The organism is Zoogloea oleivorans (assembly GCF_008107625.1).
Taxonomy (GTDB): Bacteria; Pseudomonadota; Gammaproteobacteria; order Burkholderiales; family Rhodocyclaceae; genus Zoogloea; species Zoogloea oleivorans.
Map to the genome: position 1 here is coordinate 173,112 of NZ_SDKK01000007.1, position 15,167 is coordinate 188,278.

Here is a 15,167-nt window from a genome sequence, read left to right on the forward strand (position 1 = left end):
ACCCTTACCCGAGAACCGCCGTGATCGACTACCGTCTTGATGCCCCGCTGGACGTACCGGATATCGTCCGCGTCTTTGATTCGTCCGGAATCGTCCGCCCCATCGGCGATCCGGCGCGCATCGGCCGGATGTTCGCGGCGGCGGACATCGTCGTCTCCGCCTGGTCGGGCGACACCCTGGTGGGGCTGTGCCGGGCCCTGACCGACTTCAGCTACTGCTGTTATTTGTCCGACCTGGCGGTAGACAAGTCCTACCAGGGCCGCGGCATCGGCAGCGGCCTGGTGAACCGCTTGCGGGCCGCTCTCGGCGACGAGGTTTCCATCGTTTTGCTGTCGGCCCCGACGGCCATGGCCTATTACCCCGGGCAGGGTTTCTCGCCGGCCGACAACGCCTTTCTGATCCGCCGGCAGCGCTAGGCGGCCCCTCCGCCTCCCCCTCTCTCACCCTTGTTCCGACGGGCCCTGCCTGTGCTTCGTCACGCCTGTCGCAGCAGATTTGGAGAGCAACCTGGCGCTACCGGTTTTGGTGCGGCACGAGGCCGTTTGCCGTGTTTTGGTGCAGAAAACCGGGGCGGTGACGAGCAGAACCCCTGATTTGCTGCGACGCGGGATTTGGCATGTTTCCTGCCTCATGGAAGGAAACTTTTTTTCTTTAAATGCACTAGGGAGCGTATAAAAAATGACGGGATTCCAGCAGGAAATGATGGGTGGGCAACAACCGGAATGGAGTGAAACGCCATGAAGCTGATCAGCGCAATCATCAAGCCGTTCAAGCTCGACGAAGTCCGGACGGCCCTCAATGCCGTCGGTGTTCAGGGCCTGACCGTAACCGACGTGAAGGGCTTCGGGCGCCAGAAGGGCCACACCGAGCTGTACCGGGGGGCCGAGTACGTGGTGGATTTTCTGCCCAAGGTGAAGATCGAGGCGGCCGTCCCCGACGACGTGCTCGAGAGCGCCATCGCAGCCATCGAAAAGTCAGCAGCCACCGGCAAGATCGGCGACGGAAAGATCTTCGTCTTCGATCTCGAACAGGCCATCCGCATCCGAACCGGCGAGGCCGGCATCGAAGCCCTTTGAGGAGACTCCCATGAAACGCTTATTCGTATTCGTGACCCTGCTGTTCGCCATGCTCTTTGCCGCCCCGGGCTGGGCCGACGAAGCGCCCGCCGTGGCCGCGGCAGTCACCGCCACCGCCGACACGGTTGCCACGGCGGCACCGGCCGCGGCGCCCGTCCCCAACAAGGGGGACACCGCCTGGCTGATCACCGCGACCCTGCTGGTGGTGATGATGGCCACCCCCGGCCTGGGCCTGTTCTACGGCGGCATGGTGCGCTCCAAGAACATGCTGTCGGTGCTGATGCAGACCCTGGTGGTCTTCTGTCTGCTCGGTGTGCTGTGGGCGGTGTATGGCTACAGCCTGGCCTTCACCGACGGCAATGCCTTCTTCGGCGGCTTCGACAAGCTGTTCATGAAGGGCGTAACGCCGGAAACCGTGGTGGCCACTTTCAGCAAGGGCGTGGTGCTGCCGGAATACCTCTTCGCAGCTTTCGAGCTGACCTTCGCGGCGATCACCCCGGCGCTGATCATCGGCGGCTTTGCCGAGCGCATCAAGTTCTCGGCCATGCTGATCTTCATGGTGTTGTGGTTCACCTTCTCCTACATTCCGATGGCCCACATGGTGTGGTATTGGGCGGGTCCGGATGCCTTCACCTCGGCGGAAGCTGCCGCCAAGGCGGGCGAGTTTGCCGGTTTCCTGTTCAACAAGGGCGCCCTCGACTTTGCCGGTGGCACGGTGGTGCACATCAATGCCGGCGTCGCCGCGCTGGTGGGTGCCTTCATGATCGGCCCGCGCATCGGCTACCGTCGTGAATCCATGGCCCCCCACAGCCTGACCATGACCATGGTCGGCGCCTCCCTGCTGTTCGTCGGCTGGTTTGGCTTCAACGTCGGCTCGGCGCTGGAAGCCGGTGCTACCGCCGGCCTGGCCTTCTTCAACACGCTGGTGGCCACTTGTGCGGCAACGGTCGCCTGGACGGTGATCGAGGCCATGTTCAAGGGCAAGCCGTCCATGCTGGGTGCCGTTTCCGGCGCCATCGCCGGCCTGGTGGTGATCACCCCGGCCTGCGGTCTGGTCGGACCGATGGGCGCCATCATCATGGGCTTCCTCGGCGGCATCGTGTGCTACTGGGGCGTCAATGGCCTCAAGCGCATGCTGGGTGTGGACGACAGCCTCGACGTGTTCGGCGTGCATGGGGTCGGCGGCATCCTCGGCGCCCTGCTAACCGGCGTGTTCGCTTCGCCGGAACTCGGCGGTACCGGCGTGTGGGACTACGTGGCCAACGCCCCGGGCACCTTCGACATGGGCAGCCAGATGATTGCCCAGGCCTGGGGTGTCGGTACAGCAGTGGTGTGGTCGGCCGTCGTGTCCTACATCGCCTTCAAGCTGATCGACATGACCATCGGTCTGCGGGTCAGTGCCGAGGATGAGCGGGAGGGACTCGACATCGCCACCCACGGCGAATCCGCCTATCACGCCTGAACCACGGCCATGCTTCGTTTGATGACGGAACCGCTGCACGTCCGCAAGAACGACTTCATGGCCGCCGACAACCCTGTCGGCACCGCCCCGGAGGCCTTCCCGGCCCCCGGGGCTGTGCCGTCTACGGGGCAGCCTCGTCAGCTCACGTCACTGGCATTTGGATACATCAACACACTGAGGAAGCGGATCGGGCACTTGGTCAGCTTCTCCGGGCCGTGGGGAATGTCGGCCCGGAAGGTCAGCGAGTCGCCGGGCGTCAGCACGTAGGTGTTCTGGCCATGGCGATACTCGATCTCCCCTTCCAGCATGTAGATGAACTCGGTGCCCGGGTGCTCGAAGATCGGGAAGGTTTCGGACTCGTGGTCGATGGTGATCAGGAAGGGCTCGAAAACCTTGGTCGGGCCCTGGTCATAGGCCAGCAGGTGATAGGTGTGGCCCTTTTTGGTACCCCGCCGGACCACCTCCATGCCCTCCCCCTTCTTGACCAGCTGGGCACTGCCGTCGCGCACGTCGTAACCCCGGAACAGGGTCGCGATGGAGACCCCCAGCGCACCGGCCAGACGCGACAGGGTGTCGAGGCTGGTGGCCGTCTGGGCGTTCTCGATCTTCGACAGCATGCCCCGGCTGATTCCCGCCAGGTTGGCCACATCGGCAATGGTCAGGCCATGTTTCTGGCGCAGATCCCGGATGGTGTTGCCCAGGTAGCGCTCAAGGCTGCCGGAGCTGTCGGTGTCACTCATGGGATTTCCTCACGTTCAAAAAACGATGGAGAAATTATCGCACAGCTAAAAAGTTTCTCTGCATGAACAATAGTTGACCTAAACCAGACAAAGATGCACAATGTTCAAAAATAATTCTCTATATGAACTTCCAGCGGAGTTGAGAGCATGTCATCGAGTCGTCGTTACACCCTTTCGCTGTCTTGTCCCGACCGGGTCGGCATCGTTGCCGCGGTGAGTGGTTTCCTCGCCAGCCACCAGGGCTGGATCACCGAAGCCAACCACCACGCCGACGCCGACAGCCAGCGCTTCTTCATGCGCCAGGAAATCCTCGCCGACTCCCTGCCCTTCGGCATCGAAGCCCTGCGCGACAAGTTCGCCCCCATCGCCGCCGAGTTCAAGATGGACTGGCGCATCTCCGACAGCGCCCGCAAAAAACGCGTCGTCATCCTCGTCTCCAAGCAGGAACACTGCCTCTACGACCTGCTCTCCCGCTGGCACGCCGACGAGCTCAACATGGACGTGCCCTGCGTCATCTCCAACCACGAAACCTTCCGCGGCTTCGTCGAGTGGCACGGCATCCCCTTCCACCACGTCCCCGTCACCCCCGACAACAAGCCCGCCGCCTACGCCAAGGTCGCCGAGCTGTTCCGCGAGGCCGAGGGCGACGTGATGGTGCTGGCCCGCTACATGCAAATCCTGTCCCCCGAGCTGTGCGAGAACTACCCGGGCCAGATCATCAACATCCACCACAGCTTTCTGCCCAGCTTCGTCGGCGCCAAGCCCTATCACCAGGCTCACGTGCGCGGCGTCAAGCTGATCGGCGCCACCTGCCACTACGTGACCTCCGAGCTCGACCAGGGACCCATCGTCGAGCAGGACGTCATCCGTATCGATCACTCCGACTCCCCGGACGATCTGGTCCGCTACGGCAAGGACATCGAGAAGGCCGTCCTCGCCCGCGGCCTGCGCTATCACCTCGAAGACCGGGTGATCGTGCATGGCAACAAGACTGTCGTTTTCCGCTGAAACACCGGCACTGAGGAATCCACCATGCCCTGGCGACTGCTGCGCTTTGCGCTCAACAAGAAGCATCCGGAACCCCGGATGTTCACCTACCACGAGAAGCTCAAGTCGAGCTACGACGTGGTCATCATCGGTGCCGGCGGGCATGGCCTGGCGGCCGCCTACTACCTGGCCCGCGACCACGGCATCACCAATGTGTGCGTGCTCGAAAAGGGTTACATCGGTGGCGGCAACACCGGCCGCAACACCACCATCATCCGCTCCAACTACCTGACCCCCGAAGGCGTCAAGTTCTACGACGAGTCGGTGAAGCTGTGGCAGGACTTGTCCACCGACTTCGACCTCAACCTGTTCTACGCCAACCGTGGCCACTTCACCCTGGCCCACACCGATTCGGCGCTGCGCACCATGCGCTGGCGTGCCGAGGTGAACAAGCACTACGGGGTCAACTCGGAAGTGGTCGGGCCGGAAGTGGTGAAGGAAGCCGCCCCGATGATCGACCTGTCGTGCGCCGGCCACTCCCCGATCCTCGGTGCGCTGTACCACGCGCCCGGCTCGGTGGCCCGCCACGATGCGGTGGCCTGGGGATACGGCCGCGGCGCCGACCAGCGTGGTGTGGAAATCCACCAGCAGACCGAAGTGCTCGGCATCGACGTGCAGGGTGGCAAGGTCAAGGGCGTCAAGACATCCCGCGGCTACATCGCCACCAACAAGGTGCTGTGCGCCGTGGCCGGCTCGACCCCACGCATCCTCAAGATGGTGGACGTCAAGACGCCGCTGTACATCCACCCGCTGCAGGCCATGGTCAGCGAACCGGTCAAGCCCTGGCTCGACCCGATCCTGGTATCCGGCAGCCTGCACGTCTACATCAGCCAGTCGGCCCGCGGCGAGCTGGTGATGGGCGCCTCCCTCGACCCGTATGAACTGCACGGCACCCGCTCGACGCTCGACTTCGTCGAAGGCCTCAGCACCCACATGCTGGAGATGTTCCCCTTCCTGTCCAACGTGAAGGTGATGCGCCAGTGGGCCGGCATGGCCGACATGACCCCCGACTTCGCGCCGATCATGGGCATGACCCCGGTGGAAGGCTTCTACCTCGACTCCGGCTGGGGCACCTGGGGCTTCAAGGCCACCCCGGTGTGCGGCAAGACCATGTCCCATACGGTGGTCAATGACGCGCCGCACCCGCTGATCACCGGCTTCTCCCTCGACCGCTTCCGCAATTTCGCCCTCACCGGCGAAAAGGGCGCCGCAAGCGTCGGCCACTGAGAGGAAACCCGCCATGAAGATCCTGACCTGCCCCCTCAACGGCCCCCGCCCGGTCTCCGAGTTTTTCTACTGGGGCGAAGTGCGCCCCATGCCCAACCCCGCCGCGGCCAGCGACGACGAATGGGCCGACTACGTCTTCAACCGCAACGGCGCCCCGGGCGTGAAGCGCGAATGGTGGTGCCACACCCCCAGCAACACCTGGTTCATCGCCGAGCGTGACACCGAGAAAGACGTCGTGCTCAAGACCTACTTTTACACGGGAGAAGAATGATGCGATTGCCCGCCAGCAGCGGTGAGTGGATCGACCGCTCCAAACCCGTCGAATTCAGCTTCGAAGGCCGGACCTTCAAAGGCTACGCCGGCGACACCATCAGCTCGGCCCTGTGGGGCGCCGACGTGCGCGTACTCGGCCGCAGCTTCAAGTACCACCGGCCGCGGGGCGTGCTGTCCCTCGCCAACCACGACACCAACGCCCTCCACCAGTGGGGCGACCAGCCCAACGTGCGCGCCGACGTGACGCCCCTCGTGGCCGGCATGACGCTCACCGCGGTCAACACCTTCGGCAGCCTGGCCGGCGACAAGGGTCGCTTCCTCGGCAAGATGGCGCGCCTCCTGCCGGTCGGCTTCTACTACAAGGCCTTCCACACCAAGAAGCTGTTCCCGATGTGGGAACGCATGTTCCGCGCCATGACCGGCCTCGGTACCGTAGATCTCACCAGTGCCCAGCGCACCACGCCCAAGGCCTACGATTTCTGCGACGTGCTGGTAATCGGCGCCGGCCCCTCCGGCCTGTCTGCCGCGCTGGCCGCCGCCGCCCAGGGCGCCGATGTGGTGGTGGTCGATGAAAACGCCCACGCCGGCGGCAGCGCCACCTACCAGATCGGCAACGACACCAGCCGCCGCCGACTCCTGGCGGACCTGCTCGCCAAGGTCGCCGCCGAACCGCGCATCCGCGTGCTCACCGCCACCTACGCCGCCGGTTACTACAAGGATCACTGGATTCCGCTGGTCAGCGCTGATCGCATGCTCAAGATGCGCGCCGCCAGCGTGGTGGTGGCCAGTGGCGCCTTCGAGCAACCCGCCGTGTTCCGCTACAACGACCTGCCCGGCATCATGCTGGCCTCCGCCGCCCAGCGCCTGATGTACCGCTACGGCGTCAAGCCGGTGAGCAAGGCCGTGGTGCTGGTCGCCAATGCCGACGGCTACCGGGCCGCCCTCGATCTGCTGGCCCAAGGCATCGGCGTGGCATCGGTGCTGGACCTGCGCCCCGCTGCCGGCAGCGCCGAACCGCTGGCCAAGCTGCTGCGCCAGGCCGGCGTCGAAGTCCAGCCCGGCAGTTGCATCGTCGAGGCCCTGCCCGGCGCCGATGGCCTGTGCGCCGGAGCCCGCATCGCCACGCTGCAGGCCGATGGCAGCCCGTCCGCCCAGACCCGCGACATCCCCTGCGACGGCATCCTGATGAGCGTCGGCTGGGCGCCCGCCGCCAACCTGCTGTATCAGGCTGGCACCCGCATGCGCTTCGACCGGGCGGTGGAACAGTTCGTCCCCGAGGCGCTGCCCGACGGCGTGTTCGCCTGTGGCCGGGTCAATGGCGTGCATGAGCTGGAACGTCGCCTTGCCGACGGCACCCGTGCCGGCAGCCACGCCGCCGCCTCGGTCGGCTTCGGCAGCCCCAGCGGCGCCGCCCTGCCGCCGGAAGCCGAGTGCCCCAGCCACCCGTGGCCCATCGTCGATCACCCGGACGGCAAGAACTTCGTCGATTTCGACGAAGACCTGCAGTTCAAGGATTTCCGCAACGCCGTCCAGGAGGGCTTCGACAACATCGAGTTGCTCAAGCGCTTCTCCACCAACGGCATGGGCCCCAGCCAGGGCAAGCACTCCAACATGAACGGGCTGCGCATCCTGGCCCGCCTGACCGGCAAGGAACCCCAGCAGGTCGGCACCACCACCGCCCGCCCCTTCTACCACCCGGTACCGATGGCCATCCTGGCCGGCCGCGGCTTCAACCCCGAGCGCCGCACTCCGCTCACCAGCCGTCACGACGCCCTCGGCGCCCGCTGGATGCCGGCTGGTGCCTGGCAACGCCCGGAGTTCTACCAGGTCGCCGGCAAGGACCGCCTGACCTGCATCCGCGAGGAAGTCGCCGCCGTGCGCAACAGCGTTGGCCTGATCGACGTGGGCACCCTCGGCAAGCTGGAGGTCATCGGCCCCCAGGCGGCGGAATTCCTTGAGCGGGTCTATACGTCCAACTACGCCAACCTGAAAGTCGGCATGACCCGCTACGCGGTGATGTGCGACGAGTCCGGCGTGGTTATCGACGATGGCGTGGTGGCCCGGCTGGCTGAAGACCACTTCTACTTCACCACCACCACCTCCGGTGCGGCCACCGTCTATCGCGAACTGTCGCGCCTCAACACCATGTGGCGGCTCGACTGCGGCATCGTCAATCACACCGGCGCCTTCGCCGCCATGAACCTGGCCGGGCCGAAATCCCGCGAAGTGCTGGCAAGCCTCACCGGGCTCGACCTCTCCGCCGCGGCCTTCCCCTACCTGGCAGTACGTGAGGGCGAAGTGGCCGTGAGTGGTGGAAAAATCCCGGCCCGCCTGATGCGCGTCGGCTTCGTCGGCGAATGGGGCTACGAGCTGCACGTGCCGGCGAGCATGGGCGGCGCCCTGTGGGATGCACTGATGACGGCCGGCAAGGCCCACGCCATCCGCCCCTTCGGCGTCGAAGCCCAGCGCCTGCTGCGCCTCGAAAAGGGCCACATCATCATCAGCCAGGACACCGACGGCCTCACCACGCCGCTGGAAGTGGGCATGGGCTGGGCGGTGAAGATGACCAAGCCTTTCTTCATCGGCCAGCGCAGCCTCGCCGCCATCGCCAAGAAGCCGCAGAAGCAGCAACTGGCCGGCATCACCTTCCCGGTGGGCTACAGCGGCGCGGTACCCCTCGAATGCAACCTGGTCATCGACGGCGGCGACATCGCCGGCCGGGTCACCAGCATCGCCTTCAGCCCCAGCCTCGACCGCTACATCGGTCTGGCCTTCCTGCGCCCCGACCTGGCCGCCATCGGCACCAAGGTAAGCATCCGCCTTACCGACGGGGCGATGGTCGATGCCCAGGTCAGCGCCACCCCGTTCTACGACCCGGACAACCTCAAGCAGAAGGAGGCCGCATGATTTCCGCTCTCGCCGTGAGCCCGGTGGCCGAGATCGCCACCCTGCTCGCTCCCGCCGCCCAGCCCGCCGCCGTGGCCCGCCTCGGCATCGCCGATGTGTCCGCCACCGCCCGTTACGGCTGCAAGGGCCCCGGCACCATCGCCTGGCTTGAAAACCTCGGCCTGCCGGTGCCGCCCCAGCCCAACAGCTGGTTGCCGCTGGATGGCGGCGGGCTGATCGCCCGGCTCGGTTTCACCGAGTTCCTGATCGAAGGCCCGGACGCCCTGATCGCCCCGCTGGCCAGCGCGCCCCGGGCTGCCGGTGTGTATCCGGTGCTGCGCCAGGACGCCGCCCTGATCCTTGGCGGCGCCCGCCTCGACGAGCTGCTGCGCCAGACCTGCAACGTGAACTTCCGGCCCCTCGACCCCGCCACCCGCCCGGTCGTGCTCACCTCGATGGTCGGCGTCGGCGTCACGGTCATCCCCGAACTCCGCAACGGCCAGCCCTTCGTCCGCGTCTGGTGCGACGGCACGTACGGACATTACCTGTGGGAAACCCTGCTCGGCATCGCCGTCGAGCTGGGTGGCGGCAACGTAGCCGCCCACCACTTCAACTGAATCCCCCCAACCCACTTCAGGAGAGCGGCAATGACGCCCACAGAAGCCAAGCAGTTTCTTGCGGACAACGACGTCAAGTACGTCCTGGCCCAATTCGTCGACATCCACGGCACGGCCAAGACCAAGGCCGTTCCCGCAGCCCATTTCGACAGCATCCTCACCACCGGCGCCGGCTTTGCGGGCTTCGCGGTGTGGGGCATGGGCATCGAGCCCAACGGGCCGGACTTCATGGCCATCGGTGACCTCGACACCCTGTGCCTGGTGCCCTGGCAGCCCGGCTATGCCCGCATTGCCTGCGACGGCCACGTCAAGGGCGAACCCTGGCCGCTGGACACCCGCGTGGTGCTGAAGAACCAGATCAAGCGTCTCGACGCCAAGGGCTACACCTTCTTCACCGGGCTGGAGCCGGAATTCTCCCTGCTCAAGAAGGACGCCAACGGCCAGATCGTCCCGACCGATCCGACCGACACGCTGCCCAAGCCCTGCTACGACTACAAAGGCCTGTCGCGCAACCGCGAGTTTCTCGAAACCCTCACCGACAGCCTGCGGGCGGTGGATGTGGACGTCTATCAGATCGACCACGAGGACGCCAACGGCCAGTTCGAGATCAACTACACCTTCGCCGACTGCCTGACCTCCGCCGACCACTACCTGCTGTTCAAGATGGCCGCCTCGGAGATCGCCAACGACCTGGGCATGATCTGCTCCTTCATGCCCAAGCCCTTCGCCAACCGGCCGGGCAACGGCATGCACATCCACATGTCCATCGGCGACGGCAAGACCAACCTGTTCTCCGACAAGAGCGACAAGCACGGGCTCGAACTGTCGAAGCTGGCCTACCAGTTCCTCGGCGGCATCCTGGCTCACGCCCCGGCGCTGGCCGCCATCTGCGCCCCGACGGTCAACAGCTACAAGCGCCTCGTCGTCGGCCGTTCCCTGACCGGCGCCACCTGGGCCCCGGCCTACATCAGCTACGGCGACAACAACCGCTCGTCGATGGTGCGCATCCCCCACGGCCGGCTCGAACTGCGCCTGCCCGACGGCGCCTGCAACCCCTACCTGGCCACCGCCGCGGTGATCGCCGCCGGCCTCGACGGCATCGAGCGCAACCTCGATCCGGGCGACCCGCACAACCAGAACCTCTACGCCCTGAGCCCCGAAGAACTGAAGGCTGCCGGCATCGAGATCCTGCCCCAGAACCTCCACGAAGCCCTCCTCGCTCTCGAGAAGGACACCGTTCTGTGCAAGGCCCTGGGCCCGGTCGCCAACGAGTTCCTGCGCCTCAAGCACATGGAATGGGTCGAGTACATGCGCCACGTATCGGACTGGGAAATCAAGAACTACCTGGAATTTTTCTGAGCAACGAATCAAAGACTGAACGAAGGAGAAACAACATGTGTGGAATCGTTGGACTGCTGGTGAAGACACCGGCCCTGCGGGAACAACTCGGCGCGCTGATGGTGCCCATGCTCATCGGCATGACCGAGCGCGGCCCCGACTCCGCCGGCCTGGCCGTGTTCAGCACGCCCCTCGCCGAAAACGAACGGAAGATCAGCCTGTACTCCGGCCTCACCGATGACGGCGCCGACTTCAACTGGCTGGGCCTGACCCACGAGCTGAAGGGCCACCTGGGCGTCACCGCCGCCGTGGAACCGAAGGGCAACCATGCCATCCTGAGCTTCGACATCGCCCCCACGGTGGTCAAGCGCTGGATCAAGGAGCACCACCCCAAGCTGCACATCCTGTCCACGGGGCGCAGCATCGACCTCTACAAGGACATCGGCACGCCGGCCGAAGTGGCGGCCCGCTACGGCTTTGCCGGCCTCACCGGCTCGCACCTGGTCGGCCACACCCGGATGGCCACCGAATCCGCCGTGACGCCGGACCGCGCCCACCCCTTCACCGCCGGCGAAGACTTCTGCCTGGTGCATAACGGCTCGCTGTCCAACCCCAACGGCATCCGCCGCATGCTCGAACCGCGCGGCATCACCTTCGAGACCGACAACGACACCGAAGCCGCCTGCCGCTTCCTGGAATGGCGCCTGCGCGAGGGCGATGACCTGGAAACCGCACTGCAGAAGGGTTTCGAGGAGCTCGACGGCTTCTACACCTTCCTGATGGGCACGCCGGACAAGCTGGCCCTGATCCGCGACCCCTTCGCCTGCAAGCCGGCGGTAGTGGCCGAAACCGACGACTACGTGGCCATCGCCTCCGAATTCCGGTCGCTGGCCCACCTGCCCGGCGTCAAGCACGCCACCGTTTTTGAACCTGCCCCCGAGGAGATGTACGTATGGAACGCCTGACCTTCGACCTGGCCGCACAGCCCCTGCGGGAGCTCAATACCTTCCTGCACACGGGTGCCAAGGAAGGCAAAGTCGGCCACGTAACCGTCCTCAACCCGGACGGTGCCCACAACATTGCCGTCGGCCTCGACTGCCCGATCCAGGTGGAAGTGGTCGGCCATGCCGGTTACTACGCCGGCGGCATGAACAAGACGGCCACCGTCACCATCACCGGCAGCGCCGGCACCGGCGTGGCCGAGAACATGATGAGCGGCAAGGTGCACGTCAAGGGCTTCGCCAGCAATGGCGCCGGCGCCTCGGCCCACGGCGGCCTGCTGGTCATCGAGGGCGATGCAGGCCTGCGCTGCGGCATCTCGCTGAAGGGCGGCAACATCGTCGTCGGCGGCTCGGTGGGCAGCTTCTCGGCCTTCATGGCCCAGGCCGGCCGCATGGTGATCTGCGGCAACGCCGGCGACGCGCTGGGCGATTCGCTCTACGAAGCGGTGCTGTACGTGAAGGGCAGCGTCAAGTCCCTCGGCGCCGACGCCCAGTACGAGCCGATGACGGACGAGGATGTAGCCGTCGTTGCCAGCCTGCTCGATCAGGCCGGCCTCGCCCACGACGCCAAGGACTTCAAGCGGATTGCCTCCAAGCGCTCGCTCTACCACTGGAACGCCGACGCGAACCAGGAATATTGATCAGGAAATCGAGGAGCCCATCATGGAAACGAAACCCGTGCATTTCAAGAACATCTCCCGCGAGGAATCCTACGGCTACGACCGCAAGACCCTCGACTACATCCGCAACGCCGCCGCCCACGGCCTGTACGAAATCCGCGGCATGGGCGCCAAGCGCAAGCTGCCCAACTTCGACGACCTGGTCTTCCTCGGCGCGTCCATGTCGCGCTACCCGCTCGAAGGCTACCGGGAGAAGTGCATCACCAAGACTCTCCTGGGCACCCGCTTCGCCAAGAAGCCGATCGAGCTGGAAATCCCCATCACCATCGCCGGCATGAGCTTCGGCTCGCTGTCGGCCAACGTGAAGGAAGCCCTCGGCCGCGCCGCCACCGAAGTCGGCACCTCGACGACCACCGGCGACGGCGGCATGACGCCCGAAGAGCGCCAGTCTTCCAAGACCCTGATCTATCAGTGCCTGCCCTCCCGCTACGGCTTCAACCCCGACGACGTGCGCCGCGCCGACGCCATCGAAGTGGTCATCGGCCAGGGCGCCAAGCCGGGCGGCGGCGGCATGCTGCTCGGCCAGAAGGTGTCGGCCCGCGTGGCCGGCATGCGCACCCTGCCGGAAGGCATCGACCAGCGCTCCGCCTGCCGTCACCCCGACTGGACCGGCCCCGACGATCTGGCCATCAAGATCCAGGAGCTGCGTGAAATCACCGACTGGGAAAAGCCCATCTACGTGAAGGTCGGCGCTACCCGCACCTTCAACGACGTCAAGCTGGCCGTGCACTCGGGCGCCGACGTCATCGTGGTGGATGGCATGCAGGGCGGCACCGCGGCCACCCAGACCTGCTTCATCGAACACGTCGGCATCCCGACCCTGGCCGCCGTGCGCCAGGCCGTCAATGCCCTCGAAGACCTGGACATGAAGGGCAAGGTCCAGCTGGTGGTGTCCGGCGGCGTGCGTACCGGCGCCGACGTGGCCAAGGCGCTGGCGATGGGCGCCGACGCCGTGGCCATCGGCCAGGGCGTACTGATTGCACTGGGCTGCAACGGCGAAACCTACTTCCAGAACGGCGCCCACCATAGCGCCGAGGCCGACTACAACGCGCTGGGCTGCGCCTCCGGCTACTGCCACCACTGCCACACCGGCAAGTGCCCGGTCGGTATCACCACCCAGGACGCCATCCTGGAGCAGCGCCTCAACCCCGCCGTGGCTGCCAACCACCTGAAGAACTACCTCAAGACCCTGAACATGGAACTCACCACCATCGCCCGGGCCTGCGGCAAGCAGAACGTGCATCACCTGGAACCGGAAGATCTGGTCGCCCTCACCATCGAGGCCGCCGCCATGGCCGGCGTCCCGCTGGCCGGCACCAACTGGATCCCCGGCAAGGGCTTCTGAGCCTCAACACCATCCCGTGGGTCGGACCCTGTGGGTCGGACTTCAGTCCGACAGCACGTGTTCAGGCAGGGTTTGTCGGACTGAAGTCCGGCCCACAGGACTACCCCCTAACGGAGACCCCATGACAGCCCGGATCATCGACGGCAAGGCGCTCTCGAAGCGCCTGCGCGAAGGCTTCAAACAGCGTGTCGGCAAGCTCGTGGAACAGGGCCTGCAGCCCGGACTCGCCGTCATCCTCGTCGGCGACAACCCGGCTTCCCGCGTCTATGTCGGCAACAAGGTCAAGGCTTGCGAGGAGTGCGGCGTGCGCTCCTTCCACATCGCCCTGCCCGACGATGCCGCCGAGGCCGAAGTCCTCGCCACCATCGCCCGCCTCAATGCCGATCCGGCCGTGCACGGCATCCTGATCCAGTTGCCGCTGCCGCCCCACATCGACAACCGCAACGTGCTCGAGGCCATCTCGGTGCACAAGGATGTGGATGGATTTCACCTCTACAACGTCGGTGGCCTCGTCGTCGGCAACACCATCTTTCCGCCCTGTACGCCCTACGGCGTGCAACTCCTGCTCGACACCACCGGCACCGACGTGGCCGGCAAGAACGTGGTCGTCGTCGGGGCCAGCAACATTGTCGGCAAGCCGATGGCCCTGATGCTGCTGCAACGCGAGGCCACGGTGACCATCTGCCACGCCAAAACCCGCGACCTGGCCCAGCACACCATCCTCGCCGACATCCTCATTGTCGCCGCCGGCAAGCCCGGGCTGATCGTCTCGCAGATGGTCAAGCAGGGCGCCATCGTCATCGATGTGGGCATCAACCGTTTGCCCGACGGCAAGATCGTCGGCGACGTGGATTTCGAGGGCGTCAAGGAAAAAGCCAGCTGGATCACTCCGGTGCCAGGCGGCGTCGGGCCGATGACCGTCACCATGCTCATCGAAAACACCCTGCGCTCCGCCGAGCGGGCCTTGCATGTGCGGGGCAGCGACGACTACCAGGACTGGGAAGCCCCCGTCCTCAAGGGAGCCTGACATGGAACACGACTGCCTCATCCGCCTCGAAGGCCTCAACCTCAATGCCTCCATCGGCATCTACCCCCACGAACTCGCCGCCCGCCAGCCGCTGGAAATCGACCTGCAACTGACCATCGACGGCGCCCTCGCCGCCCGCAGCGACGACATCCACCACACGGTGGATTACGACCAGATCGTCCAGTGCCTCGAAAACCTCCTCGCCAGCCGACACTTCAACCTGCTCGAACACCTGAGCCAGACGATGCTCGACACGCTGGGCGCATGCTTTCCGGTAAAACGGGCGACAGTGACCCTCTCCAAGCCCCTGGCAGTCCCCAAGGCCAGGCGCGTATCGGTGACGCGAGTGGGAGAATGGCGCAACGCTGTTGTTGCGCAGTTCCCAAGAACCAGCCTGCCCTTTCCGGGGGCGGATGGATTTACTATGCGGGACTTGGCCCTTTGACAC

Annotated in this window: 15 protein-coding genes; 14 read left to right on the forward strand and 1 reads right to left on the reverse strand. The window is 65.6% G+C overall.

Going from position 1 to position 15,167, the window contains the following annotated elements:
* The first annotated feature begins 20 nt into the window (after nt 1-20).
* The 3 genes from ETQ85_RS09140 to ETQ85_RS09150 all read left to right on the forward strand — a co-directional run bounded on the left by ETQ85_RS09140 (nt 21) and on the right by ETQ85_RS09150 (nt 2,538).
* A complete protein-coding gene (locus tag ETQ85_RS09140) occupies nt 21-416 on the forward strand; it encodes a GNAT family N-acetyltransferase (protein WP_148578732.1) in 396 nt (131 codons plus the stop codon).
* A 321-nt stretch (nt 417-737) separates the two neighbouring features.
* Nucleotides 738-1,076 carry a P-II family nitrogen regulator gene (locus ETQ85_RS09145; RefSeq protein WP_148578733.1) on the forward strand — a complete coding sequence of 113 codons (339 nt, stop codon included), beginning with the start codon at nt 738-740 and terminating at the stop codon, nt 1,074-1,076.
* Nucleotides 1,077-1,086: 10 nt separating this feature from the next.
* Nucleotides 1,087-2,538, forward strand: a complete 1,452-nt coding sequence (locus ETQ85_RS09150) for an ammonium transporter (RefSeq protein ID WP_148578734.1) — start codon at nt 1,087-1,089, stop codon at nt 2,536-2,538.
* Nucleotides 2,539-2,675: 137 nt separating this feature from the next.
* Here the strand turns inward: ETQ85_RS09150 and ETQ85_RS09155 are convergent, their stop codons facing one another.
* Nucleotides 2,676-3,278, reverse strand: a complete 603-nt coding sequence (locus ETQ85_RS09155) for a helix-turn-helix domain-containing protein (protein ID WP_148578735.1) — start codon at nt 3,276-3,278, stop codon at nt 2,676-2,678.
* Nucleotides 3,279-3,425: 147 nt separating this feature from the next.
* Here ETQ85_RS09155 and purU point away from each other — a divergent pair, with 147 nt between their 5' ends.
* From purU to folB, 11 genes are all read left to right on the forward strand, one after another.
* Nucleotides 3,426-4,286: a formyltetrahydrofolate deformylase gene (gene purU, locus ETQ85_RS09160; RefSeq protein WP_148578736.1), complete on the forward strand. Its 861-nt coding sequence runs from the start codon at nt 3,426-3,428 to the stop codon at nt 4,284-4,286.
* Nucleotides 4,287-4,310: 24 nt separating this feature from the next.
* Nucleotides 4,311-5,552, forward strand: a complete 1,242-nt coding sequence (locus ETQ85_RS09165; protein WP_148578737.1) for an FAD-dependent oxidoreductase — start codon at nt 4,311-4,313, stop codon at nt 5,550-5,552.
* A gap of 13 nt (nt 5,553-5,565) precedes the next feature.
* Nucleotides 5,566-5,823 (forward strand): sarcosine oxidase subunit delta, encoded by a 258-nt coding sequence (locus tag ETQ85_RS09170; protein ID WP_148578738.1) that lies wholly within the window; start codon nt 5,566-5,568, stop codon nt 5,821-5,823.
* Nucleotides 5,820-8,732 carry a 2Fe-2S iron-sulfur cluster-binding protein gene (locus ETQ85_RS09175; RefSeq protein ID WP_222862112.1) on the forward strand — a complete coding sequence of 971 codons (2,913 nt, stop codon included), beginning with the start codon at nt 5,820-5,822 and terminating at the stop codon, nt 8,730-8,732. The genes ETQ85_RS09170 and ETQ85_RS09175 overlap by 4 nt, the downstream gene beginning before the upstream one ends.
* Nucleotides 8,729-9,328, forward strand: coding sequence for a hypothetical protein (locus ETQ85_RS09180; protein ID WP_148578739.1), 600 nt, complete (start codon nt 8,729-8,731; stop codon nt 9,326-9,328). Before ETQ85_RS09175 ends, ETQ85_RS09180 begins: the two co-directional genes overlap by 4 nt.
* 30 nt (nt 9,329-9,358) lie before the next feature.
* Nucleotides 9,359-10,687: a type III glutamate--ammonia ligase gene (glnT, locus tag ETQ85_RS09185; protein ID WP_148578740.1), complete on the forward strand. Its 1,329-nt coding sequence runs from the start codon at nt 9,359-9,361 to the stop codon at nt 10,685-10,687.
* A gap of 35 nt (nt 10,688-10,722) precedes the next feature.
* Nucleotides 10,723-11,631: a class II glutamine amidotransferase domain-containing protein gene (locus ETQ85_RS09190; RefSeq protein ID WP_148578741.1), complete on the forward strand. Its 909-nt coding sequence runs from the start codon at nt 10,723-10,725 to the stop codon at nt 11,629-11,631.
* The gene (locus ETQ85_RS09195; RefSeq protein ID WP_148578742.1) at nt 11,619-12,308 is read left to right on the forward strand and encodes a GltB/FmdC/FwdC-like GXGXG domain-containing protein; all 690 of its coding nucleotides are present in this window, start codon (nt 11,619-11,621) and stop codon (nt 12,306-12,308) included. The genes ETQ85_RS09190 and ETQ85_RS09195 overlap by 13 nt, the downstream gene beginning before the upstream one ends.
* A gap of 22 nt (nt 12,309-12,330) precedes the next feature.
* Nucleotides 12,331-13,692, forward strand: a complete 1,362-nt coding sequence (locus ETQ85_RS09200; RefSeq protein ID WP_148578743.1) for an FMN-binding glutamate synthase family protein — start codon at nt 12,331-12,333, stop codon at nt 13,690-13,692.
* A 121-nt stretch (nt 13,693-13,813) separates the two neighbouring features.
* Complete coding sequence (folD, locus tag ETQ85_RS09205; RefSeq protein WP_148578744.1) at nt 13,814-14,719, forward strand: bifunctional methylenetetrahydrofolate dehydrogenase/methenyltetrahydrofolate cyclohydrolase FolD; 906 nt, start codon at nt 13,814-13,816, stop codon at nt 14,717-14,719.
* A 1-nt stretch (nt 14,720) separates the two neighbouring features.
* The gene (gene folB, locus ETQ85_RS09210; RefSeq protein WP_187394652.1) at nt 14,721-15,164 is read left to right on the forward strand and encodes a dihydroneopterin aldolase; all 444 of its coding nucleotides are present in this window, start codon (nt 14,721-14,723) and stop codon (nt 15,162-15,164) included.
* The last annotated feature ends 3 nt before the right edge of the window (nt 15,165-15,167 follow it).

What these genes read in the sequence shown, in the direction of transcription:
- ETQ85_RS09145 (WP_148578733.1), top strand. Translation starts at nt 738, where the DNA reads ATGAAGCTGATCAGCGCAATCATCAAGCCGTTCAAGCTCGACGAAGTC.
- ETQ85_RS09150 (WP_148578734.1), top strand. Translation starts at nt 1,087, where the DNA reads ATGAAACGCTTATTCGTATTCGTGACCCTGCTGTTCGCCATGCTCTTT.
- ETQ85_RS09155 (WP_148578735.1), bottom strand. Translation starts at nt 3,278, where the DNA reads ATGAGTGACACCGACAGCTCCGGCAGCCTTGAGCGCTACCTGGGCAAC.
- purU (WP_148578736.1), top strand. Translation starts at nt 3,426, where the DNA reads ATGTCATCGAGTCGTCGTTACACCCTTTCGCTGTCTTGTCCCGACCGG.
- ETQ85_RS09165 (WP_148578737.1), top strand. Translation starts at nt 4,311, where the DNA reads ATGCCCTGGCGACTGCTGCGCTTTGCGCTCAACAAGAAGCATCCGGAA.
- ETQ85_RS09170 (WP_148578738.1), top strand. Translation starts at nt 5,566, where the DNA reads ATGAAGATCCTGACCTGCCCCCTCAACGGCCCCCGCCCGGTCTCCGAG.
- ETQ85_RS09175 (WP_222862112.1), top strand. Translation starts at nt 5,820, where the DNA reads ATGATGCGATTGCCCGCCAGCAGCGGTGAGTGGATCGACCGCTCCAAA.
- ETQ85_RS09180 (WP_148578739.1), top strand. Translation starts at nt 8,729, where the DNA reads ATGATTTCCGCTCTCGCCGTGAGCCCGGTGGCCGAGATCGCCACCCTG.
- glnT (WP_148578740.1), top strand. Translation starts at nt 9,359, where the DNA reads ATGACGCCCACAGAAGCCAAGCAGTTTCTTGCGGACAACGACGTCAAG.
- ETQ85_RS09190 (WP_148578741.1), top strand. Translation starts at nt 10,723, where the DNA reads ATGTGTGGAATCGTTGGACTGCTGGTGAAGACACCGGCCCTGCGGGAA.
- ETQ85_RS09195 (WP_148578742.1), top strand. Translation starts at nt 11,619, where the DNA reads ATGGAACGCCTGACCTTCGACCTGGCCGCACAGCCCCTGCGGGAGCTC.
- ETQ85_RS09200 (WP_148578743.1), top strand. Translation starts at nt 12,331, where the DNA reads ATGGAAACGAAACCCGTGCATTTCAAGAACATCTCCCGCGAGGAATCC.
- folD (WP_148578744.1), top strand. Translation starts at nt 13,814, where the DNA reads ATGACAGCCCGGATCATCGACGGCAAGGCGCTCTCGAAGCGCCTGCGC.
- folB (WP_187394652.1), top strand. Translation starts at nt 14,721, where the DNA reads ATGGAACACGACTGCCTCATCCGCCTCGAAGGCCTCAACCTCAATGCC.